At 69.7% G+C, this 22,930-nt stretch carries 26 protein-coding genes; 17 read left to right on the forward strand and 9 right to left on the reverse strand.

Annotated elements, in window-relative coordinates; translation table 11 throughout:
• Positions 1–21: 21 nt before the first annotated feature.
• The 10 genes from AWB92_RS08685 to AWB92_RS08730 are packed head-to-tail and all read left to right on the forward strand — an operon-like array spanning position 22 to position 8,470.
• Entirely contained in the window at positions 22–1,098 is a 1,077-nt protein-coding gene (locus AWB92_RS08685; protein WP_085185154.1) for a polyprenyl synthetase family protein, read from the forward strand.
• A complete protein-coding gene (gene crtI / locus AWB92_RS08690; protein ID WP_085185155.1) occupies positions 1,095–2,624 on the forward strand; it encodes a phytoene desaturase family protein in 1,530 nt (509 codons plus the stop codon). The genes AWB92_RS08685 and crtI overlap by 4 nt, the downstream gene beginning before the upstream one ends.
• Complete coding sequence (locus AWB92_RS08695) at positions 2,621–3,562, forward strand: phytoene/squalene synthase family protein (protein ID WP_085184969.1); 942 nt, start codon at positions 2,621–2,623, stop codon at positions 3,560–3,562. Before crtI ends, AWB92_RS08695 begins: the two co-directional genes overlap by 4 nt.
• Positions 3,559–3,882 (forward strand): lycopene cyclase domain-containing protein, encoded by a 324-nt coding sequence (locus AWB92_RS08700; RefSeq protein ID WP_085184970.1) that lies wholly within the window; start codon positions 3,559–3,561, stop codon positions 3,880–3,882. Before AWB92_RS08695 ends, AWB92_RS08700 begins: the two co-directional genes overlap by 4 nt.
• Positions 3,879–4,190 carry a lycopene cyclase domain-containing protein gene (locus tag AWB92_RS08705; RefSeq protein WP_085184971.1) on the forward strand — a complete coding sequence of 104 codons (312 nt, stop codon included), beginning with the start codon at positions 3,879–3,881 and terminating at the stop codon, positions 4,188–4,190. The genes AWB92_RS08700 and AWB92_RS08705 overlap by 4 nt, the downstream gene beginning before the upstream one ends.
• Positions 4,177–4,902, forward strand: coding sequence for a class I SAM-dependent methyltransferase (locus AWB92_RS08710; RefSeq protein ID WP_085184972.1), 726 nt, complete (start codon positions 4,177–4,179; stop codon positions 4,900–4,902). Before AWB92_RS08705 ends, AWB92_RS08710 begins: the two co-directional genes overlap by 14 nt.
• Positions 4,899–6,407 (forward strand): NAD(P)/FAD-dependent oxidoreductase, encoded by a 1,509-nt coding sequence (locus AWB92_RS08715; protein WP_085184973.1) that lies wholly within the window; start codon positions 4,899–4,901, stop codon positions 6,405–6,407. The genes AWB92_RS08710 and AWB92_RS08715 overlap by 4 nt, the downstream gene beginning before the upstream one ends.
• The gene (locus AWB92_RS08720; protein WP_085185156.1) at positions 6,404–7,396 is read left to right on the forward strand and encodes a DUF5914 domain-containing protein; all 993 of its coding nucleotides are present in this window, start codon (positions 6,404–6,406) and stop codon (positions 7,394–7,396) included. Before AWB92_RS08715 ends, AWB92_RS08720 begins: the two co-directional genes overlap by 4 nt.
• Positions 7,397–7,443: 47 nt before the next feature.
• The gene (locus AWB92_RS08725) at positions 7,444–7,875 is read left to right on the forward strand and encodes a DUF2784 domain-containing protein (RefSeq protein ID WP_085184974.1); all 432 of its coding nucleotides are present in this window, start codon (positions 7,444–7,446) and stop codon (positions 7,873–7,875) included.
• Positions 7,876–7,927: 52 nt separating this feature from the next.
• Entirely contained in the window at positions 7,928–8,470 is a 543-nt protein-coding gene (locus AWB92_RS08730; protein WP_068176074.1) for a MarR family transcriptional regulator, read from the forward strand.
• Here the strand turns inward: AWB92_RS08730 and AWB92_RS08735 are convergent.
• Genes AWB92_RS08735 through AWB92_RS08750 form a run of 4 tightly spaced genes read right to left on the reverse strand, consistent with a single transcriptional unit; the run spans position 8,435 to position 11,837 of the window.
• Positions 8,435–9,697: a glycosyltransferase gene (locus AWB92_RS08735; protein ID WP_085184975.1), complete on the reverse strand. Its 1,263-nt coding sequence runs from the start codon at positions 9,695–9,697 to the stop codon at positions 8,435–8,437. The two genes, AWB92_RS08730 and AWB92_RS08735, sit on opposite strands and share 36 nt — an antisense overlap.
• Positions 9,698–9,709: 12 nt before the next feature.
• Positions 9,710–10,735 carry a type 2 isopentenyl-diphosphate Delta-isomerase gene (fni, locus tag AWB92_RS08740; protein WP_173817389.1) on the reverse strand — a complete coding sequence of 342 codons (1,026 nt, stop codon included), beginning with the start codon at positions 10,733–10,735 and terminating at the stop codon, positions 9,710–9,712.
• A 17-nt stretch (positions 10,736–10,752) separates the two neighbouring features.
• The gene (locus AWB92_RS08745) at positions 10,753–11,256 is read right to left on the reverse strand and encodes a TspO/MBR family protein (RefSeq protein ID WP_085184977.1); all 504 of its coding nucleotides are present in this window, start codon (positions 11,254–11,256) and stop codon (positions 10,753–10,755) included.
• A gap of 2 nt (positions 11,257–11,258) precedes the next feature.
• A complete protein-coding gene (locus AWB92_RS08750; RefSeq protein WP_085184978.1) occupies positions 11,259–11,837 on the reverse strand; it encodes a heme-binding protein in 579 nt (192 codons plus the stop codon).
• 202 nt (positions 11,838–12,039) lie between these two features.
• Here AWB92_RS08750 and AWB92_RS08755 point away from each other — a divergent pair, with 202 nt between their 5' ends.
• Positions 12,040–14,283, forward strand: a complete 2,244-nt coding sequence (locus AWB92_RS08755; RefSeq protein ID WP_085184979.1) for an MMPL family transporter — start codon at positions 12,040–12,042, stop codon at positions 14,281–14,283.
• Here AWB92_RS08755 and AWB92_RS08760 read toward each other — a convergent pair.
• Positions 14,234–14,707 (reverse strand): MarR family winged helix-turn-helix transcriptional regulator, encoded by a 474-nt coding sequence (locus AWB92_RS08760; protein ID WP_068133282.1) that lies wholly within the window; start codon positions 14,705–14,707, stop codon positions 14,234–14,236. The genes AWB92_RS08755 and AWB92_RS08760 overlap by 50 nt on opposite strands.
• A 74-nt stretch (positions 14,708–14,781) precedes the next feature.
• On the opposite strand from AWB92_RS08760, the gene AWB92_RS30025 reads away from it, so the two are divergent.
• The 4 genes from AWB92_RS30025 to AWB92_RS08775 all read left to right on the forward strand — a co-directional run bounded on the left by AWB92_RS30025 (position 14,782) and on the right by AWB92_RS08775 (position 17,386).
• A complete protein-coding gene (locus AWB92_RS30025; protein ID WP_173817385.1) occupies positions 14,782–14,949 on the forward strand; it encodes an MMPL family transporter in 168 nt (55 codons plus the stop codon).
• Positions 14,946–15,425 carry a TspO/MBR family protein gene (locus AWB92_RS08765; RefSeq protein ID WP_173817386.1) on the forward strand — a complete coding sequence of 160 codons (480 nt, stop codon included), beginning with the start codon at positions 14,946–14,948 and terminating at the stop codon, positions 15,423–15,425. Before AWB92_RS30025 ends, AWB92_RS08765 begins: the two co-directional genes overlap by 4 nt.
• A 3-nt stretch (positions 15,426–15,428) precedes the next feature.
• Positions 15,429–16,760, forward strand: coding sequence for a deoxyribodipyrimidine photo-lyase (locus AWB92_RS08770; RefSeq protein WP_085184981.1), 1,332 nt, complete (start codon positions 15,429–15,431; stop codon positions 16,758–16,760).
• An 83-nt stretch (positions 16,761–16,843) separates the two neighbouring features.
• Positions 16,844–17,386, forward strand: coding sequence for a DUF4333 domain-containing protein (locus tag AWB92_RS08775; RefSeq protein WP_085184982.1), 543 nt, complete (start codon positions 16,844–16,846; stop codon positions 17,384–17,386).
• Between the two features lie 6 nt (positions 17,387–17,392).
• On the opposite strand, the gene AWB92_RS08780 is transcribed toward AWB92_RS08775, so the two are convergent.
• Complete coding sequence (locus AWB92_RS08780) at positions 17,393–18,130, reverse strand: acyltransferase (RefSeq protein WP_068176044.1); 738 nt, start codon at positions 18,128–18,130, stop codon at positions 17,393–17,395.
• Positions 18,131–18,219: 89 nt separating this feature from the next.
• Here AWB92_RS08780 and AWB92_RS08785 point away from each other — a divergent pair, with 89 nt between their 5' ends.
• Entirely contained in the window at positions 18,220–19,542 is a 1,323-nt protein-coding gene (locus tag AWB92_RS08785) for a PQQ-binding-like beta-propeller repeat protein (RefSeq protein ID WP_085184983.1), read from the forward strand.
• Positions 19,539–19,877 (forward strand): hypothetical protein, encoded by a 339-nt coding sequence (locus AWB92_RS08790; protein WP_085184984.1) that lies wholly within the window; start codon positions 19,539–19,541, stop codon positions 19,875–19,877. The genes AWB92_RS08785 and AWB92_RS08790 overlap by 4 nt, the downstream gene beginning before the upstream one ends.
• An 83-nt stretch (positions 19,878–19,960) precedes the next feature.
• Here the strand turns inward: AWB92_RS08790 and AWB92_RS08795 are convergent, their stop codons facing one another.
• Genes AWB92_RS08795 through AWB92_RS08805 form a run of 3 tightly spaced genes read right to left on the reverse strand, consistent with a single transcriptional unit; the run spans position 19,961 to position 22,920 of the window.
• On the reverse strand, positions 19,961–20,644 hold the full coding sequence (locus tag AWB92_RS08795) for an esterase (protein ID WP_085184985.1): 684 nt from the start codon (positions 20,642–20,644) through the stop codon (positions 19,961–19,963).
• A 57-nt stretch (positions 20,645–20,701) separates the two neighbouring features.
• A complete protein-coding gene (locus AWB92_RS08800; RefSeq protein WP_241523402.1) occupies positions 20,702–21,898 on the reverse strand; it encodes a class I SAM-dependent methyltransferase in 1,197 nt (398 codons plus the stop codon).
• 38 nt (positions 21,899–21,936) lie between these two features.
• Complete coding sequence (locus AWB92_RS08805) at positions 21,937–22,920, reverse strand: class I SAM-dependent methyltransferase (protein ID WP_085184986.1); 984 nt, start codon at positions 22,918–22,920, stop codon at positions 21,937–21,939.
• Between the last annotated feature and the right edge of the window lie 10 nt (positions 22,921–22,930).

Consider the following 22,930-nt stretch of genomic DNA (forward strand, 5'->3'; position numbering starts at 1 on the left):
TCGTGGGAGGCGGTCGGCCCGATGTGCCTGCCCGACAAAGACCAATTGGACGCCTGGCGTACGAGCCTGCGGCGGGCGGTGCTGGATCAAGTCACCGGATTCGTCGCGGAGCGATGCCACGACGCCTTGGGTGACTGCGGGGTCGACGTGGCCGGCGAAATCTTGCTGGAGTTCGTCAACGGCGGCAAGTGCCTGCGGTCGATGTTCATGTATCTGGGCTGGTTGTGCGGCCAACGGCCCAGCTATGCGGCACTGTCGGCTACCGCCAGCCTCGAGTTGCTGCACGCGTTTGCACTGTTGCAAGACGATGTGATGGACAATTCGCCGTCGCGGCGAGGGCGCCCGGCCGCGCACCTGCAATTCGCCAAGTGGCACCGCCGCCGCGGGCTGTCCGGCTCCTCGCGGCGGTTCGGCGAATCGGCCGCCATCCTGCTCGGCGATCTGTGTTTGATCTGGGCCGAGCAGATGCTGCGCGACAGCGGCCTCGAGCGCCACCACCTGCTCAAGGCATGGCCACGCTACGACGCCATGCGTACCGAGCTGGCGGTGGGCCAGTTCGCCGACCTGGCAACGGATATGCGGGACCTACCGACGATGGAGGCCGTTCTGGAGGTGGCGCGGCGCAAGTCCGGGAACTACACCGTGCGCCGACCGCTGGAGATCGGCGCCGCGATGGCCGGGTGCGACGTCCGGGTGCTCGACGCGTTAGGCGACTACGGCACCGCCATCGGCGAAGCCTTCCAGCTGCGCGACGACATCCTGGGCATCTTCGGGTCGCCCGCGGTGACCGGGAAGCCCAACGGCGGGGACCTGATCGAGCGCAAGGCCACCAGCGTCGTGGTCGCCGCGCACGAGTTGGCCGACGCGTCGACCCGTCGGCAGTTTCGCCAATTCATGAGCGGCGACCGGCTCGACGATTCCGCACTGGACCAGTGGCGGAACCTCATCCTGGCCACCGGGGCGGTGCGGCTGATCGAAGAACTGATCGCCGATCGCGTCGAGGCGGCTCTCAAGGCTTTGGACGGCAACATCGTCGATGGCGCGCTCACCGCCGCGCTCGTCGACATGGCGGGCCTGTGCACCCGGCGCGCCGCATGAGCATCCGCACGGTGTCCGGGCGCACCGACCACGTCGTCGTGGTCGGCGCGGGATTCGCGGGGCTTGCCGCCGCGCTGCACCTCGCCGGCCGGGGCCGTCAGGTCACCGTGGTTGAGCGCCAACCCTGGCCCGGCGGCCGGGCGGGGCGCCGCGATGTCGACGGCTACCACATCGACACCGGCCCGACGGTGCTCACGATGCCGGACATCATCGACGAGGCGTTCGCCGCGGTGGGCGAAACCGCCTCGGACCGAGTCGAATTGCTCCCGGTCGACCCGGCCTACCGGGCGCTGTTCGCCGACGGCAGCGCCATCGACGTGCACACCGACGCCGACCGGATGGCCGCCGCCGTGCGCGAGTTCGCCGGACCACAGCAGGCCGACGGCTACCGGCGGCTGCGCGACTGGCTGAACCGGCTGTATCGCACGGTTTTCGACGGCTTCATCGCCGCCAACTTCGACTCCCCGCTGTCGCTGCTGACTCCCCAGCTGGCGCGGTTGGCCGCACTCGGCGGGTTCCGCCGGTGGGACACGATGGTCAAGCGCCACATCAGCGATCCCCGGTTGCGCCGGGTGTTCACCTTCCAGTCGCTCTACGCCGGTGTCGCGCCGCAACACGCCTTGGCGGTATACGCGGTGATCGCGTACATGGACACGGTCGCCGGGGTCTTCTTCCCGCGCGGGGGCGTGCGGGCGCTGCCCGACGCCCTGGCGGCCGCGGCCGCCGACGCCGGGGTGCGATTCCGCTACGGGTCGACGGTCACCCGGCTGGAGCGCAGCGGCCAGCGGATCACCGCCGTCCACACCGACCGGGATGCGCGCATCGACTGCGACGCGGTGGTGCTGACGACCGAGCTGCCCCAGGCGTACCGACTGCTGGGCCGGCAACCGCGCCGGATCCTTCCGCTGCGCGCGGCGCCCTCGGCGGTGGTGCTGCACCTCGGCTGCCGCGCCGTGGCGTCGCACAACGCCCACCACAGCATCCTCTTCGGCTCGGCATGGGAGCAGACGTTCAGCGACATCATCCGCGACGGCCGGCTGATGGCCGATCCCTCGCTGCTGGTGACCCGGCCGACGGCCGGCGATCCGAGCCTGGCCCCCGCCGGCCGCGATTTGCTCTACGTGCTGGCACCGGCCCCCAACCTGTCGCGCGGTGAGATCGACTGGTCGGCCACCGGTGGCGCATACGCGGACTCCCTCCTCGACATCGTGCAGGACCGGCTCTTGCCGGGCGTGCGCGACGACGCCCGGCTGCTGCACGTCGCCACCCCGGCGGACTGGGCCCGCCAGGGCATGGCGGCGGGCACACCGTTCGCGTGGGCCCACACGTTCGCCCAGACCGGGCCCTTCCGGCCGGCGAACACCGTCCGCGGCATCGAGAACGCGGTGCTGGCCGGGTCGTCGACCCTGCCCGGGGTGGGCGTGCCGACCACGCTGATCTCCGGGCGGTTGGCCGCCGACCGCATCACCGGCGCCCCAACGCGGACGACGACCCGAACGCTCGACCTGAAAGCGGGATCGCGATGATCCGGACCGAATTGGACGCCGCCGGAATCGACGAAGACCGGCTGCGCGCGGCCTATCGGTGGTGCCGGCGGATCGCCGCCGAGAACGGCCGCACCTACTTCCTCGCCACCCGGTTGCTCGCCCCCGACCAGCGCCCGGCCGTGCACGCGTTGTACGGCTTCGCCCGCCACGCCGACGACATCCTCGACGAGCTCAACCCGGCCGTGGACGTCTCCGAGCGGGCGGACCGCCTGCAGCGGCTGTCGGATCGCTTCTTCGACGGGGGCGACCACCACGACGAGCCCATCCTCGCCGCCGTCACCCACACCGCGCGTCGCTACGGGATTCCCGCGGACCTGTTCGCGGATTTTCTGGAATCCATGCGCATGGATCTCACTGTCACCGACTATCCCGACCGGGCGGCGTTGAACCGATACATGCGTGGCTCGGCGGAAGTCATTGGCCTGCAGATGCTTCCGGTGCTGGGGACCGCCGGCCCAGCGGTCACCGCCGACGACGCCGCGCCGTACGCGGCGGCGCTGGGCCGCGCGTTTCAGCTCACCAACTTCCTACGCGACGTCGACGAAGACTTGGCGCGGAACAGGATCTACCTGCCGGCCGACGAACTCGCCGCCTTCGGCGTGGACCGCGACCTGATGATGTGGTGTCACCTGCACCGGCGCACCGACGCCAAAGTCCGCGCCGCCCTGGCGGCTCAGCACCAGATCACCCGCGAGATCTACCGTTTCGCCGCCGACGGGATCGCTCTGCTGGCGCCCCGGTCCCGGCCGTGCGTGGCGACCGCGTTGACGCTGTACTCCGAAATCCTGGATCGCATTGAGGCCAGCGATTTCTCGGTGTTCACGCACCGGGCCACCGTCGGCACGGCGCGGCGGCTTCGGGTCGCCGGTGGCGCGCTGGTGCGGTCGTGGCGGGCCCGGATGAGGACCGCGTCGTGAGCGAGAAGTGGCAGTACCTGATCGTCCTGGGCCTGTGCCTGGCGATCACCGCGCCGCTCGAGCTGTTCGGCGCCGGTGTCTACCGCCAACCGCGCCGCCTGGCCCGCGCGGTCATTCCGGTCGCGGCGGTGTTCCTCGTCTGGGACGCGGTGGCCGTCGCCAACGGCGTGTGGGCGTACAACTGCGAATACATCACCGGCCTGCACATTCCGTTCGGGGTGCCGATCGAGGAAGTGCTGTTCTTCCTGGTGATTCCGGTGTGCGCCGTGCTGACCTACAACGCGGTGACCACGATCCTCGAAAGGGGCAGACGCCGATGACCGGGCTCGGCTATACGGTGCCGGCCGTGGCGGCGGTCCTGGTCGTCCTCGCGTTGGAGTTTGCGCTGTTGCGCACCAACCTGTTTCGGCGGCCGGCCTACTGGGTGTCGATGGTGATCGTGCTCGGCTTTCAGGTTTTGGTCGACGGTTGGCTGACGAAACGCAGCGCCCCGATCGTGATCTACAACGAGCGGCATACCGGCGGTGCGCGGTTTCCGTTCGACATTCCCGTCGAGGACTTCTTGTTCGGCTTCGCGCTGGTCACCGCGGTGCTGCTGCTGTGGGAGCGACAACGTGCGCGCCGATAAGGCGGGTCTGCCCCGCAACGAGGTGCCCGGCGCCTTCGACGCCGGCGCCGCGGCGTACGACCGGCTGGTCGGCGCCAACCCGTACTACCACGCGAACCTGGCGCTGTCGGCGCGCCGCATGCGGCTGCCCGGACGCGGCCGGGGCCTACGTCTGCTCGACGCGGGCTGCGGCACCGGCGCGTCGACGGCCGCGCTGCTGGCGGCGGCGCCCGAGGCGGAGATCGTCGCGGTTGACGCCGCGAACGGAATGCTCGATGTGGCACGGGGGAAGGCGTGGCCGGCGTCGGTGCGGTTCGTGCACGCGCGCGTCGAAGAACTGGAGGAATGCGGCGTCACCGGACCGTTCGACGGCATCCTGGCCGCCTACCTGCTGCGCAACCTCGCGGATCCGGACGGCCAGCTGCAAGCGTTTCGCGCCCTGCTCGCCCCCGGCGCCACCCTGGCGATGCACGAGTACTCGGTGCGCGATTCGATCGCGGCGAGGTTGGTCTGGCACGCGGTGTGTTGGGGCATCATCGTCCCCGCCGGCTGGTGGCATACCCGGGACACGGCGCTCTACCGGCACCTGTGGCGCAGCGTCCTCGCGTTCGACGGGGCGGCGGGGTTGCGGCGCCGGATGCACGACGCCGGCTTCACCGGAGTGCGCAGCGAGACGATGCCGGGCTGGGAGCGCAACGTCGTCCACACGTTTGTCGGGGAGGCGCCGCGATGACCGACCGCCGACGGCGCGTTCACCCCGCCACACCCGGCCTGGCCGACGCGGGCGCGCTGTCGTCGCGGCCGCGCGCCGTCGTGGTGGGCGCCGGGATCGCCGGCCTGACGGCCGCCACCGCGCTCGCCGAACGCGGCGTGTCGGTGGACGTCGTCGAACGCGAGGACTACCTGGGCGGCCGGGTAGGCGGCTGGACCGAACACCACGACGGCGCCGAGTTCGCGATGAACCGCGGATTCCACGCCTTCTTCCGCCAGTACTACAACCTGCGCGCGCTGCTCCGCCGGGTCGATCCGCGGCTGCGCATGCTCGCCCCCGTCAGCGACTACCCACTGATCGACGGCGCCGGCCGGCGCGACACCTTCCGCGGACTGCCACACACCCCGCCCTGGAACGCGCTGGCGTTCGCATTGCGCAGCCCGACATTTTCACTCGGCGACCTGGTGCGCATCAACGGCCGGGCCGCCGCACCGCTGGCGGCGGTGTCGGTGCCCGACATCTACCGGCGGCTCGACCACATCGACGCGGAAACCTTCCTGAAGAGCATCAACTTTCCCGAGTCCGCGCGCCACCTGGCGTTCGAGGTGTTCTCCCGCAGCTTCTTCGCCGAGCCGGCACAATTGTCCGCCGCGGAGCTGGCGACCATGTTCCACATTTATTTCCTCGGTTCCAGCGAGGGCCTGATCTTCGACGTCGCCACCGCGAATTTTCAAGTGAGCCTGTGGAATCCGCTGCGGGACTACCTGCACGAGCGGGGAGTTTGGATGCACCTCGGCACGCAAGTGTCCTGTGTCACGCCCGGAGCCACGAAAGCCTTTGACGTCCATACCGAGTCGGGCGATCGGTACGAGGCGGACGCGGTGGTGCTGGCGCTCGACGTGGGTGGCCTGCAGCGCGTGGTGGCGGCGTCTGCCGGCCTCGGCGACGATCCGTGGCGCGCCCGGATACGCCGGTTGCGCACCGCGCCGTCCTTCGTGGTGCACCGGATATGGCTCGAGAAGGCCGTCGATTCGGACCGGCCCGCTTTTCTCGGCACGGCCGGTCATCCGCCCGTCGACAACATCAGCGTGCTGGAGCGTTACGAGCGGGAGGCCGCGGTGTGGGCACGCCAACACCGCGGGTCGGTCGTCGAATTGCACTCGTACGCGGCCAGTTCCCAATCCCCCGATCGGGCCGCGGTCGGCCGGCTGCACCAGTTGTATCCCGAAACGGCCGGGGCCCGGGTCGCTTACGAACGCGTGCTGCGCCGCGACGACTGCCCCCTGTTCGCACCGGGAACCTTCCCGCAACGGCCGACCGTGGCCACGCCGCAGCCCGGGCTGGTGCTGGCCGGCGACGGGATCCGTGTCGACCTGCCGGTCGCGCTGATGGAACGGGCGGCCACCACCGGATGGTCGGCCGCCAACCAGCTGCTGGCATCGTGGGGCATTGCCGGCCACGCGCTGTGCACCGTTCCCACCCGCGGGCGGTCCGCGCTGCTGCGGTCACTGGCGCGGCCGCGATGAGCGTCGGCGACCGCTTGCGCCGGCGCTGGAAAGACTGGCCAGTCGGCGTAATCCCGCGTGTCTCATGGACACAGCAGCGCCCGACCTACCGCGACGCGCAGCCGGGCATCATCAACGCCGCGTTGGCGCGGTCGGGGCGCCGGGCGACCGGAAACTGGTTCGCGTTTGCCGCGAGCCGCGACGTGCGCACCGGTCACGCCCACGGGGCGCGGGTCGCCGGCATCGACCTGGTCGCCTGGCGCGACGAGCACGACCGGCTGCGGGTCGGTCCGGCCGCCTGCCCGCACCTGGGCGCCGACCTGGCCACCGGCCTGGTGCGCAAGGGCGTCCTGTACTGCCGGTGGCACGGGCTGGCGCTCGACGGCAAAACGTGCGAATTGCGTTGGCAGCCGTTGCCCAGCCACGACGACGGCGCGCTGGCGTGGGTGCGCCTCGATTCGGTTGGGACGGAGGCCCCGACGGATCGGCCGGTCGTGGTGCCGAGGCCTTCCGTTGACACCCTGACGGCGGTCACCCGCGTGGTCGGTCGCTGCGAACCGTCCGACGTCCTCGCCAACCGGCTCGATCCCTGGCACGGCGCGTGGTTCCACCCCTACTCGTTCACCCGACTGGAGGTGCTCACCACCCCGACCGAGGAAGACGATCGCTTCCTGGTCTCGGTCACCTTCCGGATGGGTCGCCTCGGCGTGCCCGTCATCGCCGAATTCACCACCCCCGACGCGCGCACGGTCGTCATGCGCATCATCGAGGGCGAGGGGACGGGAAGTGTCGTCGAAACCCACGCAACGCCAATGGGTTTGGGACACGACGGCCAGCCGCGCGTTGCCGTCCTGGAGGCCACCGTCGCGACATCGCAACGCCCGGGTTTCAAGACGGCGCGCCGGGCGGGCCCGTTGATCACACCGCTGATGCGCTACGCCTCGAACCGGCTGTGGCGCGACGACCTGGCCTACGCCGAACGCCGGTATCGACTTCGCACGGGTGGCTAGCATGGACCTACCTCAGCACGGGCCGCCAGCGGAAGTCCGAACCGACGATGACGAAAGCGCATTTCGCCTGCTTTAAGTACCTCGTGACGCTCAGCGTGGGCGCGCACTTCGCCTACCTCTGCTATGTGCCCTGCGGTGGTTTCCTCGCACTGCGGTGGCCCCGCACCATCTGGCTGCACCTGGCGAGCGTGTGCTGGGGCGTGGCGGTCGTGACGCTGCCCGTGCCGTGTCCGCTGACCTCCCTGGAAAATTGGGCGCGATTACGAGCCGGCATGACGCCACTGCCCAGCACCGGGTTCGTCGACCGTTACGTCGCGGGTGTGATCTACCCGGCCGGCCGAACCGGTACCGTGCAGACCATCGCCTTCCTCGCCGCCGTGACGTCATGGATCGCCCTGGCGAAAAGGCGGCGGAACTCGAGAAGTGGTCGTGCGACGGCTCGGGTAGGTTCTTTCCCGGCGCGCAGCACGTCGCGCTAGGTCCCCGACAGGGGCACGGATACGCTGGTGGTCTGATGAAGGATGCGGGTAGGTGAGCAAGCGCCGCGCGCAAGATCCGCCGCCCGGCCGGGCTGAGCTGGAAAGGCAGTTGTCGGCCGACATGCGAGCGATCACGGCGCAATCGGATCGCATCGGCCGCCACTTCGCGCGCACGAACGAGGTCGGCAGCAGCGATTTTCACGCCCTCCTGCACATCATGGTCAGCGAGACCGCGGGAAAACCGTTGACCCTGGCCGAATTGCGGCAGCGCATGGACGTCTCCCCCGCGGCGATCACCTATCTCGTCGATCGGATGATCGAAGCGGGCCACATTCGGCGCGAGGCGGACCCCGAGGACCGACGAAAGTGGTTGCTGCGCTACGAGGAAAGCGGCATGACGCTGGCGCACGCTTTCTTCCGGCCGCTCGGTCTTCACCTCAGCAAGGCCATGGCGGACTTGAGCGACAAGGATTTGATCGCCGCTCATCGGGTTTTCACGGCGATGATCGGGGCGATGTCGACGTTCGAGGACGAGCTTTCCGACCGGCCGGCCAGACCGTCAGCGGCCGCCCGGCGGCAAAAGGCCGCGCCGTAGCACCCCGTGCAGTAGCCGCTGTTCGATGAGGTCCGCACCACGGGCCACGCCGCCGGTCGCGGCGAAACCGGCGGCCACCCGGCGCGCGCCCGCCGCCATGGCCGTCGCCTCGCGCACGGCGAGGCGCAGGCGCGCCGCGGTCAGCCTCTTGGCCGGCAGCCGAGTCCCACAGCGGGCCACCTGTACGCGGCGCGCCACTTCGGCCTGATCGCGGGCGAAGGGCACCGCGCAAACCGGGACACCCCGGCCCAGGGCCTTCACCGTGGTGCCCATCCCGCCGTGGGTGACGGCGCAGACCGCACGGTCGAGGACCGCGCCGTGGGGCGCGAAGCGGCACACCGTGGCGTTGGAGGTTTGCGGGAGCCCGTCGGGCACACCCGCGGGGAACGTCGCGACGACGTGGACCGGTTCAGCGGCCAACGCCTGCAAGGCGATTCGGCCCAGTTTGGCGTCGGCCTGTGCGATCGAGGAGGTGCTGACCAAAACGATGGGCCGGTCGATGCCGGTGATCCACTCCGGCGCGGCGGCGGGGGCGGGCTCGAACTCACAGGCACCGATGAAGTGCACGTGGCCCCAATCGGGATGCGGATACTCGAACGGCTCGCCGCCGACGGCCAACATCAGCGGCGCGCGGCGCATCAGCCCATCCACCGACTTCACCCGCGGCAGCCCGAGTTCCGCGCGGACGGCGTTGACCCGGGGCACGATCCGGCGGTCGAACAGGTGGCGCACGAATGGGCGCATGGACGCGTCTCGGACCATCCCGACCGGTCCGGGCAGCGGGCGCAGGCCTGGGCCGAACGGCGGCGCCGAGCGAGACCTCAGGTAGGGTGTGAACGGCGAAAACACCAGCCACGGAACGCCACTCGCCTCGGCCATCGCCATGGCTCCCCAGCAGTTCGCGTCGATCAACACCGCGTCGGGACGGACCCGAGCCAGCGCGCGACGAAGATCGTCGACCTCGATCACGGCGCGTCGGCACAGCACCTCGATCGTCTCCTGGAGGACCCCTAACGCGTTGGGCGCCAGCCAATCCCGGCCCGCGATGGCCTCGATTCGCCGGTCAACGGCTTCGGCGTGGATGCCGGCCGCGCGCACGGCGGAAACCCCGCCGGCCAGGGTCAGCAGGTGAGCTCGATGGCCCCGCCCGCCCAGCTCGGTCAGCAGCGCCGCCATGGGGTAGGCATGACCGAGCGCGGGCGATCCGTACGCCAGTATCACCGCCATCCGCCGTCGCCGCTACGAAAGAGGCGTCAGGCCAACGCCTCGCAGCGCCCTCACCTCCGCCGCGCCGCACCCGTGCAGGCAGATGCGGAACTCGTCGATGAATCGCTGCAGCCAGGCGGTCGCCGCGTCCGCCGACTCGATCGCCGCGGATAAGAGCGGCCGGGCGACGGCCACCACGTCGGCCCCCAGCGCCAGCGCCTTGGCCGCGTCCATGCCGGTCCGGATTCCCCCCGAGGCGACCAGCGGGATCTCGGGCAGCGCCGCGCGCACCTCCCCGATCGCCTGCGCGGTGGGTATGCCCCAGTCCGCCAGGTCGGGGTAGCGCACCTCGCCGTAGCGGACCAATTGCTCGACGCGCGACCACGAGGTTCCGCCGGCGCCGGCCACATCGATGGCCGCCACCGGCAGCTCCCCGGACGAGCGCAGCAGTTGGCCGATCGCGGCGCCGCCAATGCCGTGACCGACCTCCTTCAACAGCACCGGGTAGCCCAGCATGCCGGCCACGTCGTGCAGCCGGTCCAGCGACCCGGCGAAGTTCGTGTCGCCATCGCGCTGGATGGCTTCTTGGAGCGGATTCGTATGCACCGCAAGCGCATTCGCCCCCACCCGGTCGAGGGCTCGAACGATGTCCGGCACCGCGTCCTTGGTGAACTGGGAAAGGCCGATGTTGCCCAGCAACAGCACGTCCGGCGCCACGTCGCGCACGGTGAAGCTGGAGGCGGCCTGCTCCCCCAGCGCGCTGTCCAGCATCACCCGCTGCGAGCCCAGCATCATTCCGATGCCGAGCCGTTGCGCGGCCGTGGCCAGGTTGCGGTTGATGGTGCCCGACAGCTTCGCCCCGCCGGTCATGGCGCCGATCAGAATCGGAGCCCGCAACCGCGCGCCGAGAAATTCGGTGCGCAGGTCGATGTCGGCAAGGTTGGTCTGGGTCAGGGCGTTGTAGGGCAGGGCGTAGCGTTCCAGGCCGGTCGTCAGGCCGTGATAGCCGACGTCCCCGTCGAGGCACACGTCGATGTGACGGCGCTTGCGGGTGGTCATCTCGCCGCGGTCGCTTGTCACGGCGCGTCGATCCTGCGGCGGCGATTCAGCAGCCAAATGTGGGCGGACAGGGCGAAGGCGAACGCGCACCAGGCGGGATACGCCGACAGCCACACCGCGCGCCTCCCGCGTACGGCGATGGCGCGCCGGGTCAGGTCGGCGCTGCTCGCGGTCAGCGCGGCGTTCACCGCGACCGCCGCCCCGAGGTGGCGTCGATTGAAGAACACCCATGACCAGCCGGCATTCAGCAGGAGGTTGATCACCAGAGCACCGAGGTAGGAGCGGGCCGCCGGCGCGTTCCCGCCGTCGCGCAGCCGGTCGAGGGTGACCGCGGACACCGCCGCGATGTCGGCGTACAACGCCGGCCAGATGACGGGAAACACCGACCGCGGCGGCTGATAGGTGGGTTTGCGTAGTTGGCGGTACCACACCGACTGGGCCGCCGGGCGGGTCGCCAGCCCGCCCACCGTCGCCGCCGCGATCACCGCCGCGGCGGATGCAAAAAGTGTCGATGGGCGCATGGTCAGGCCGTCGGCTCCACCGGCACGGCAATCTCGTTGCGGCGCAGCGCCGGAACGGTCCAGGGCGGATCGTAGAACCAGGCGGTCGGCGTGTCGACGGCCTCGAATCCGGTCTCGCGCAGCGCGGTCAGCAATCTGGCGGTGTGCGCAGCGACGGCACGGCGGCTGCGGCTGCCCGTGAAGCGGTGCACCGCAACCGTCTCCGGCGGCACGGTCGCCAGCCTGACTTCCCCGTCGTCAGGCTCGGGCAGTGAATCCAGCGTCTTTTCGGCAGGCATGAAAAACCGGATCACCCATCGGCGCTCGCCCGCCGCCTCCTGGGCCACCGGGGCGGTCATGGCGATCTTCTCGTTTACGCGGTTGCCACCGAATATGTAACGGGCGAGCCGGCGAAACCCGGCATAGCGGGCGGCCTCTTCGTCCGCGACGACGGTCGTCTCCGCGGCGATCCGGGCACCGTAGTGCCGGAGCTCGACATCCCGGGTCAGCTGCTCCGCGGTGTAGTCCGGCTCCTTGGTGCCGTGGCGGTAGCCGACCACCGACCCCGCCGCGTCGATCACCCCGCCGATCATGGCTCCCATCGACCCGAACACACTGCTCACCTCGTTCCTTGCTTATCGGGTGGTACCCAGGCCCACGCCGGTCAATCCGCCATCCCCCGGCCGCCAGCCTAGTGCAACTTCCGAATTTATTTAAGTACTTGAATGGTTAAGAATCTTAACGTAATCTCGAGTAGGGAGCGCCGGCCCACGCCATTCAGCGCGGATCACCACGAGGCGGTAGATGCTAACGCGAATCGCCCGACTCGCCGTCGCCGCGCCGCGCCGGATCATCGGCATCACCGTCGTATTCGTGATTGCCGCAGCCGTTTTCGGCATACCTGCCGCATCCAGGCTGTCCGCCGGAGGATTTCTCGACCCGGCATCCGAATCGGCCCGCGCCGCCGCGACGCTGGCCGAGAAGTTCAACCAGGGCGGCATGGATTTGGTTCTGCTGGTGAGTTCGTCGGAGGGCGCCAGAGACCGCCCCGCACAGGCCGTCGGCACCGACATTGTCCAGCAGCTTTCCCAATCGCCCTTCGTCGCACAGGTGACCTCACCCTGGGCCGCGCAGGCCAACCCGGACCTGTTCAGCGCCGACGGAAAGACCGCGATGATCCTGGCGGCACTCAAGGGCGACGAAAACAGCGCGCCCGACCACGCCCGGACGCTGGCGGAGCGTCTCGCGCGCGACCATCAGGGCGTCACGGTGCGAGCGGGAGGGTCGGCGCTGGTTTACCAACACGTCAACCAGCAGACCGAAAAAGACCTGCTGCGGATGGAAATGATCGCGATACCGCTGAGCTTCGTGGCGCTGGTGTGGGTCTTCGGCGGAATACTCGCGGCGGCACTGCCCGTGGCGGTGGGCGGAGTCGCGATCCTGGGTTCGCTCGCCGTGCTGCGCGCGATCGCCCTGGTCACCAACGTGTCGATCTTCGCTCTCAACGTGACGGCGGCGTTGGGATTCGCCCTGGCCGTCGACTACACGTTGCTGATCATCAGCCGGTACCGGGACGAACTGGCGCAGGGGGCCGGCCACGACGAGGCGCTGGTGAGGACCGTGACGACCGCAGGGCGCACCGTGCTGTTCTCGGCGATCACGGTGGCCCTCGCATTGGCCGCAACCGCGCTGTTCCCGATGTACTTCCTCAAGTCCTTCGCCTACGCCGGCACCGCGGTGGTGGCGTTCGCCGCCTTGGCGGCGACGATCCTGGCGCCGGCGACGATCGCGTTGCTCGGGGACCGTCTCGACGCGCTCAACATGTGGACCCTGGGTCGCCGGCTCCTGCGGCGCCCCGCACCCCCGCCGCGGACCTTGGAACACAGCTCCTGGTATCGGATTGCCAAAGCGGTGATGCGGCAAGCGATCCCGGTCGGTTTGGCGATCAGCGCCGTCCTGCTCGCCCTCGGCGCACCGTTCCTGGGCGTCAGGTGGGGCTATCCCGACGATCGGGTGCTGCCGACGTCCTCGTCGGCGCGGGCCGTGAGCGACCGAATCCGCAGCGACTTCCGCACCGGTAATGAGATCAAGGTCGTCCTGCCCGACGCAGCCGGCCTCACCACCAGCGACCTGGACGACTACGCCATGCGGTTGTCCCTCGTTGCCGATGTCGCGGCGGTATCCGCGCCGACCGGCACCTTCGTCGCCGGGAAGCCGAGCGGCCCGCCGTCGGCCTCAAGCGGAATGGCAACCGGCAGCGCCTATCTGACCATTGACAGCGCCGCGCCCCTCTACACCCGGGCGTCCGAGGCGCAATTGGACCGGCTGCACGCGATCGAACCGCCGCGAAACCAACCGGCGCGGTTCACCGGGATGGCACAAACGAATCGTGACTGCGTGCACGGCATTACGAGCCGCTTGCCGTTGGTGTTCGGATTCATTGCCGTCGTGACGCTGGTGCTGCTCTTCCTCCTCACCGGCAGCGTGCTGCTGCCGATCAAGGCGGTACTGCTCAACATGGTCTCGCTGACGGCCGCGTTCGGCGCCCTGGTGTGGATCTTTCAAGACGGGCACCTGGGCGCGGCCGGCACCACGCCGACCGGCACGCTGGCGGCGAACGTCCCGGTGCTGATGTTCTGCATCGCGTTCGGGCTGTCGATGGACTACGAAGTCTTCCTGCTTTCCCGGATCCGCGAGTACTGGCTGGACTCACCGCGAACGCGCGCGGACAACGACGAGAGCATCGCGCTGGGGCTGGCGCGCACCGGCAGGGTGATCACCGCTGCGGCGCTGCTGATGTCGATCTCGTTCGCGGCCCTGACTTCCGCCGGGGTGTCCTTCATGCGCATGTTCGGACTGGGCCTGACCATCGCGGTCCTGGCCGATGCGACGCTGGTGCGGATGCTGCTGGTGCCGGCCTTCATGCACGTGCTCGGCGGCCGGAACTGGTGGGCACCCGACTGGCTGGCGCGATGGCACCGTCAAACGTTCAGGGAGGTCAACTCAATTCGCTCTGAAAGTGGCGCATCGCGGCAATCAGCGCAGTGAAGACCCGGTGGGCCGCGGCCAAATCCTCGTCGGGCAGGTCGTTGAGCGCGGCTCGGGTGTGCAGTCCCAGTGGGGTGAAGAACGAGCGGGCGGTGTCCAGCCCGGGATCCGAGTAGCGCAGGATGACCTTTCGGCGGTCGTCGGCGTGGGTGTCGCGGCGGATATGACCGGAATTGATCATCCGCTCCACCAGGTAGGTGATCGCCGCCGCCGACAGCCCCATCTTCTGACGTAACTCCCCCGAGGTCAGCGGGGCTCCCGCCGTTTCGGCAACCAGAATATGCAGCAAGGCGCGAAAGTCGCTGGGGCCCAACTGGTGCGCCGCGGCGAAGACGCGACCCATCTGGTCGGATTCGGCGGTCAGGGCACGCGCGTCGGCCGCGATCAGCGCCTCGAGCCGAACACGGTCGGTGGTGGCTTCCATCAGAATCGCAGCATACCGCGCCAAACGGCGATTGTTAACTTGATTAATGGTTAAATCACTGAAATACTTGTCGCGTGAGTTGGGACGATGCGCTGACGCGGCTGGGCATCATCCTCGGCCTCGGCATCCTGCTCGACACCTTCGTCGTGCGCACCCTGGTCATCCCCGCGCTGTTCACCCTTATCGGCGACCGCATCTGGTGGCCCACCGATCCCACCCAACCGAAAGGAAGCAGAGCGTGAAACCGTCGATCGTGGTCGCGACCACCCTCGCCGTCGCCGTTGCCGCCGGCACCGGAAGCATCGCCAGCCCAAGCCGCGTGCCCGCCTGGTATTCCCGGCTTCGCAAGCCGCCCTATCAGCCGCCCGGCGTCGCCTTCCCCGTCGTCTGGACCGCGCTCTACACCGATATCGCGGCGACGTCCGCGGTGGTCATCGACCGGTTGCGCGCGGCCGGGCGGCACGACGAGGCGCGCCGCTACGCCGCGGCGCTCGGGCTGAACCTGTCGCTGAACGCCGGATGGAGCTGGCTGTTCTTCCGCTATCACAAGCTCGGCGCCTCCGCGCTCGGCGCCGCAGCGCTGGCAGTCAGCAGCGCCGACCTCGTGCGCCGGGCCGCGCGGGCGGACGCCAAGGCCGGAGCCGCGCTGTCCCCCTACCCGTTGTGGTGCGCTTTCGCCACCGTCCTGTCCACCCACATCTGGCGGCTCAACCGCTGAATCATGCCGACGCTGTTATGGTTTCGCCGTGACCTGCGGTTGCGCGATCACCCCGCACTTGTCGCCGCCGCCCAGCACGGCGAGGAAGTGCTCGCCTGCTTCGTCCTCGATCCGAGGCTGGAGGCCTCGTCGGGGCGGCGCCGGCTGCAATTCCTGGGTGACTCGCTGCGCCGCCTGCGCGACGACCTCGATGGTCGGCTGCTGGTGGCCCGCGGACGGCCCGAGACGTGGATCCCGCGCATTGCCAAGGAGATCGGCGCGTCGTCGGTGCACATCTCGGAGGATTTCGCACCCTACGGAAGGCGCCGCGACGAACGTGTCGGCGCCGCACTGGATTCCGTGCCGTTGGTGGCGACGGGCTCGCCGTACCTGGTTTCACCCGGGCGCGTCACGAAGCAGGACGGCTCCCCCTATCAGGTGTTCACCCCGTTCCTGCGCCAGTGGCGCGACGTCGGCTGGCGGGCGCCGGCGAAATCGGGCGCCGCCTTCGCGCGCTGGCTCCATCCGGGGCGGCTGAGGATCGAGCAGTGCCAGATCCCCGACCCCGGCGCCGCGCTCGACGTGGTGGCGGGCGAGGCCTCGGCGCTTCGGCTCTGGAAGTCGTTCGTGGACAAAGGGTTACAGCGCTACGGGCAGGACCGCGACCGGCCGGACCGGGCGGGCACCAGCCGGATGTCGGTGTTCCTGAAATTCGGCTGCATCCATCCCCGCACCATGGTCGCCGACCTCGACCTGCGCGGCGCAGGGGCGCAAGCCTTCCTGCGGGAGTTGGCATTTCGCGATTTCTACGCCGACGTGCTGCATCACCGGCCGGCCAGCGCGTGGCACAACTGGAACGGCCGGTTCGACGACATCCCCATCGACACGGGACCCGACGCCAAGCGCCGCTTCGAGGCCTGGAAGGCCGGCCAAACCGGGTTTCCCGTCGTCGACGCCGGGATGCGTCAGCTTCGCGAGACCGGCTTCATGCACAACCGGGTGCGGATGATCACCGCGTCGTTTCTGGTCAAGGACCTTCACCTGCCGTGGCAGTGGGGCGCCGAATGGTTCCTGGATCAGCTCGTCGACGGCGACATGGCCAACAACCAGCACGGCTGGCAGTGGTGCGCCGGATCGGGCACCGACGCGGCGCCGTACTTCCGGGTCTTCAACCCGACCACGCAGGGCGCGAAGTTCGATCCGTCCGGCGACTACATCCGGCGCTGGGTTTCCGAATTGCGCGGAGTCGACGACCCGCACTTGAGGAAAGGCGAACGGCCGCAGGGATACCCGGCACCGATCGTCGACCACGGAGCCGAACGCGCCGAAGCGCTGCGCCGCTATCACAGCATCTGAGCGATTCCTTGGACCCGAAGCTGGTTGGCATGCAATTATCAGCCGACTCACAGTTGTCGTCGATTTCGCCCACGGGAGGCGCCATGGCTCGCTCGATCGTTCGGACGTTGTTGGTGGCGGGCGCGGCCGCCGGGGTAATGGCCGGCGCCGGCGCCTGTTCGTGTTCGGTCTCGTCGAAGCACGCGGTCAGCAAGGGCGACGTCGCCAACCAGATCACCGCCAAGCTGACCGACGCCGCCGGCAACAAGCCCGAATCGGTCGACTGCCCGAACGACCTGCCGGCCTCGGTCGGCGCGCAGCTGAACTGCACGATGAAGGTCAAAGACCAGACCTTCAATGTCAACGTCACGGTGACCAGCGTCAACGGCAACGACGTCAAGTTCGACATGGTCGAGACGGTCGACAAGAACCAGGTCGCGAAGATCCTCAGCAACAAGCTGACCCAGCAAGTCGGCCGCAAGCCCGACTCCGTGACGTGCCCGGACAACCTGAAGGGCGTCGAGGGCGCGACGCTGCGCTGCGAGCTCACCGACGGCACGCAGAAGTACGGCATTGCCGTCACCGTCACCGGCGTCGACGCGGGCGACGTCAGCTTCGACTACAAGGTCGACGATCATCCCGAATAAAGCGGGCTAGCGCGCCGCCTTCTTGCGTTCGATATCCGCCAGCGCGGCCGCCAGTTCGGCGCGCTGCGCGGCCGAGCTCTCCCAGGACAGCTGGCGGTTCTTGACTACCTTGGCCGGTGCGCCGACCGCGATCGAGTAATCGGGGATGACGCCGCGCACCACCGCGTGCGACCCCAGCACGCAGCCGCGCCCGATGGAGGTGCCGCGCAGCACGGTGACCTTGACCCCGACCCAGGTGTCCGGCCCGATCCGGACCGGGGACTTGACGATGCCCTGATCCTTGATCGGCAGGTTGATGTCGTCCATGCGGTGATCGAAGTCGCAGACGTAGCACCAGTCGGCCATCAACACCGAATCGCCGAGCTCGATGTCGAGGTAGGTGTTGATGACGTTGTCGCGGCCGAGCACCACCTTGTCGCCGAATCGCAGCGAGCCCTCGTGCGCGCGGATGGTGTTCTTGTCGCCGATGTGCACCCAGCGGCCGATCTCCATCTCCGACAGTTCCGGTGTCGCGTGGATCTCCACGCCCTTGCCCAAAAACACCATCCCGCGGGTGATGATGTGCGGGTTGGCCAGCTTGAATTTCAGCAGCCGCCAGTAGCGCACCAGGTACCACGGGGTGTAGGCCCGGTTGGCCAGCACCCACTTCAGCGAGGCCAGCGTGAGGAACTTGGCCTGGCGGGGGTCGCGCAGGTTCGATCCACGCCAGCGGCGATGAAGCGGAGCATTCCACATGCTCGTCATGGCCGGAAAGCCTATCGGAGCCGTCAGGGGTTACCCTCACCTGTACTCGCTCGCTGCCCCCGCAACGTAGAAGGACTTGGAAACCCGAGGTGCTTGCCCGACATCTCCTGCGTGGGCTTCGGCGCGGCTCGTGCGCCGCCTTGGCGGCCGGGCTCGCGGTCGGGCTCGGCGGCTGCGGCAACACCGACTCGTGGGTGGACGCCTCGCCCGCGCAGGGCTGGCCGGCGCAATACGGCGACGCCGCCAACAGCAGCTACACCGCGACCGGCGGCGCCACCAAGCTGTCGCTGCAGTGGACGCGGTCGGTCAAGGGCAGCCTCGGGTCGGGCGCGGCGCTGAGCGCGCGCAGCTATCTCGCGCTGAACGCGCAGACCCCGGCCGGCTGTTCGCTGATGGAGTGGGAGGCCAATGACAACGGCCGCCAACGCTGGTGTGTGCGGCTGGTGCAGGGCGGCGGCTTCGCCGGCCCGCTGTTCGACGGCTTCGACAACCTGTACGTCGGCCAGCCGGGCACCTTCCTCTCGTTTCCGGTGACCCAGTGGACGCGGTGGCGCCAGCCCGTGATCGGGATGCCCACCACCCCAAGGTTTCTGGGCCACGGCCAGCTGCTCGTCACCACGCACCTGGGACAGGTGCTGGTTTTCGACTCGCACCGTGGCGAGGTGGTCGGCAGCCCACTCGATCTGGTGGAGGGCGTCGACCCCACCGACGCGACGCGCGGGTTGGCCGATTGCGCGCCCGCCCGGCCGGGCTGCCCGGTCGCCGCGGCGCCGGCCTACTCACCGGTCAACGGGACCGCGGTGCTGGGTGTCTGGCAGCCCGGCGCCCCGGCCGCCGGGCTGGTCGGGCTGAAGTACCACCCGGGCCAGACGCCGCTCATCACCCGGGACTGGACCAGCGACGCCGTCGGCGCCGGTGTCATCGCCAGCCCGGTGCTGTCCGCCGACGGCTCGACCGTCTACGTAAACGGCCGCGACCAACGGCTGTGGGCCCTGCACGCCGCCGACGGGAAACCGAAATGGTCTGCGCCACTTGGGTTTCTGGCGCAGACGCCGCCCGCGGTCACACCGCAGGGGCTGATCGTGTCGGGCGGCGGCCCCGACACGCGGCTGGTGGCGTTCAAAGACGCCGGCGATCACGCCGACCCGGCATGGCGCCGCGACGACGCGACGCCGCTGTCGTCGTCGAGCCTGGCCGGCGGCGGCGCCGGATACGTGGTCGTCGGCGGTCCACCCGCGGACGGCGCACCCGGGATGTCGGTGTTGGTGTTCGACCCGGGCAACGGGCACACGCTGGGCAGCTATCCGCTTCCGGCGGCCAGCGGGTATCCCGTCGGCGTGTCGGTGGGCAACGATCGCCGGGTGGTGGCCGCCACCAGCGACGGTCAGGTCTATGGATTCGGGCCGGCATGAGCGCGCGCAGCCGCCCCGCCGACGTCGTCGCGACCGTCGTCCTGCTCATCGTCCACGGATTCCTGCTGGCGGCGACGTATGTGCTGCTGGGCCTGTTCGTGATGGGCACCGACCCGTGCGGCGCCGTCAAGTGCGGCGACCCCGCCTGGATCGACCGCGCCATGATGCTGGGGGTCTGGGGCGGCGCCGCCGTCCTGGTCGCCGACGTCGTCGTCGCGGTGGCCCTGCTCATCCGGCGCCGAAGGGCCTTTTTCGTTCCGATCGTCGGTTGTGTGGCGCAGGTCGGGCTGGCGATCGGCGCCGCGGCGATCGAGACGCTGGCCGGGCCCGTCTGAGCCGGCTACGCGTTTGAATGTGAATTCGCGGCTTTGCTTTGTGCGGCTGGGGCGGAGCCCGTCGGCGTGTCGCCGCCCAGGACTCACACGGCGAGCGGCGGGATGGCGCTGCGCGGCACCTCCGCCTGCGTGGGGCCGCCGAACGCCGGCAGCATCTCGCCGGGGGCGAAGTAGAAGATCAGCTGGTCGTCGGTGATGGCGAAGTTCTGATAGTGCGACGGGTCGTGTCCGGTCGACGGCAAGATCACTGCGCCCAGCGGGTTTTGCCGGTTCAGGTCGCGCTGGACGATGGGAAAGATGCTGTCCAGCGGCGTCGTGCCCGGCGCGAACAGGTTGTCGAAGGTGATGGGCTGTTTGGTCCCGAGGTTGTAGTTGAACGCCTTGTACCAGGTGGTCGGCCGGGAACCGCCCAGGTCCTGGAAGAACTTCAGCACGACGCTGCGGGTGTTGTGCGGCGGCTGTCCGGCGGTGTGTTGCTCGGTGGTGGCCTCCATTTGGTACGGCTGGTCGCGCGTGCCGGACCCCTGCGCGACGTTGACGAACCCGTCGCGGTTCTGCGTGATGTAGTCGACCAGCGCCTGCTCGTCGGGGTAGTCGGCGGGGAACGTCATGTTCAGCATGTAGGTGGGGCCGGTGGCGTGCACCTGACACATCTGGCCGGCCTCCACGGTGCCGCCCAGGCTGGCGCACGACGCCGGTTCCGCGCCCGCCGGGACCATAAAAGCCACCGCGGCAGCCAGCACCGCGACCGCTATCAGGTAACGCATCGTGAATTGTCCTCGCGGATTTAGGGCGGGGCGCCTACCAGGTGTGACGCAGCCAGCCTACCGGGACGCCCGGCAGACGAAGGCCGTCGCACGGCCGGCGGCCCCGGCGCCGATGCGGGTGATCACCACCGACAGCGGCCGGTCTCCGCGCGGACGCAGCCGGCGCCGCAGCGCGTCGGGGTCGACCCGCACCCCGCGGACCAGGATCTCGAGCGCCCCGCAGCCCAGCGCCGCCAGGGCCTGCCGCAGCCGGCGCTCGTCGAATGCCAGCTGCTCGAGCACCTCGAAACCCCGGACCCCCGGCGGCAGCCGATCCCCGGACAGGTACGCGATGTCGGGGTCGAGTTGCCATAGCCCGTGCCGGGCGGCGTAGTGACGCACCAGACCGGCCCGCACGACGGCTCCGTCGGGGTCGACGATCCACCGCCCGGGCGGGCCCACCGGGCAGTCGTCCGGTTCGGTGTCGCTGAGCTGTTCCCCGCGATCGAGGACGCTGGCCCGCCGGCGCACCCCGGCCCGCGACAGCCCGGCCGACCACAGGCACGCTTCCCGCACCGACCCCTGATACGACGTCACCTCGATTTCGCCGCCGAAACCGAGACGGCTCAGTTCGTCGAAATCTATTCCGGGGGCGCACTTTACGACGAGGTCACGGTCGGAGTAGGTGTCCAGCACCCGGCCCAGGGCGGGTGCGTAGTCGTCGACGCGCATCCGCCGGCGTCCCCCGAGGCGGCGCGCCGGGTCGACCAGCACCACCGCGTCGCGGGTCACCGGGTGCAGCGCGTCGGCGCGGCACAGGCCGGTCGCCGCGCCCAGGTTGTGCCGCGCCATCGCGAGGCGCACCGCGTCGATGTCGCTGCCGACCGCGCTAACGCCCGCGGCGCGCAGCGCGGCCAGCTCAGTGCCGATCGAACAGGTCGCGTCGTGCACCGGCACGCCCGCCTGGGCCAGCCGCGACGCCCGGTGCAACGCCACCGGCGCGGCGGTCGCCTGCTGCAGCGCCTCGTCGGTGAACAGCCAGCCGGAGACCTCAAGCTGCCCGAGTTTGTCCAAGGCGCGGCGGCGCAGCAGCGTCGTCTCGACCAGCACCGGCGCCCGGTCGCCGAATCGGGTACGCACGGCCGCGATGTCGGCGACCCGCGTCGCGTCGGTCAGCTCGAATTCGGCGACGGCGGCCAGCGCCGCGGCACCCGGTTCCGAGCGCAGGTAGCTGACGTCGTCGGTGCTGATTCTGATTGCCCGACTCCTCCTCACGCCGCTGCGCGGCCTGCATCGTCGCCGGGCGCGCCCAGTCAGGAGGGTTTGACCCCGGTGACCATCACGTTGTAGAACCAGCCCTTCGGCACCACGTGCCGCCACACGTTGGCGTCCACCCAGCTCAGCGTCTTCCAGCCGTTGAAGGCGAATTTCGCCCAGCCCCAGCCCAGCCGCCCCGGCGGGACCGCGCACTCGAACGTGCGAAGCGGCCAGCCCAGCATCGCGGCGGTGAACTCGACGGTGGCGGTCCGGACGTCGACGGCGCCGGCGCCCTCCGCCATCCGCTCCAGGTCTTCCGGCGCGAACGTGTGCAGGTCGACCAGCGCCTCCAGCGCCGCCGCGCGCGACGACTCGTCCAGCTCGGCCTGCGGGCGCCGCCAGCCGCCCAGGCCGGGCAACCGGGTGACGTTGGTGACGACCCGCCAGGTCAGCGTCGATAGGGCTCGGGCGTAGACCTCGCCGGCATTGCTCGGCTCACCGGCGAAGACGAACCGGCCGCCGGGACGCAGCACCCGGACCACCTCGCGCAGCGAGAGCTCGACGTCGGGGATGTGGTGCAGCACCGCGTGGCCGACCACCAGGTCGAAGGTGTTGTCCTCGTACGGGATGCCCTCGGCGTCGGCGACGCGCCCGTCGATGTCCAGGCCCAGCGATTGGCCGTTGCGGGTGGCGACCTTGACCATGCCGGGCGACAGGTCGGTGACCGACCCGCGCCGCGCCACCCCGGACTGGATCAGGTTGAGCAGAAAAAAGCCTGTCCCGCAACCTAATTCGAGTGCGCGGTCGTAGGGCAGCTCCCTGAGCACCTGGTCCGGCACGGTGGCGTCGAAGCAGTCCCGGGCGTACTCGACGCACCGCTGGTCGTAGGAGATCGACCATTTCTCGTCGTAGTTCTCCGCCTCCCAGTCGTGGTAGAGAACCTGGGCCAGCTTGCTGTCATGCCGCGCCGCCTCCACCTGCTCGGCGGTGGCGTGCGGGTTGGGAACGGCGTCGCCTGAGATCCCGGTACTCGTCGTCATGCAGGGCAGC

The organism is Mycobacterium sp. IEC1808 (assembly GCF_002101935.1).
Lineage (GTDB): Bacteria > Actinomycetota > Actinomycetes > Mycobacteriales > Mycobacteriaceae > Mycobacterium.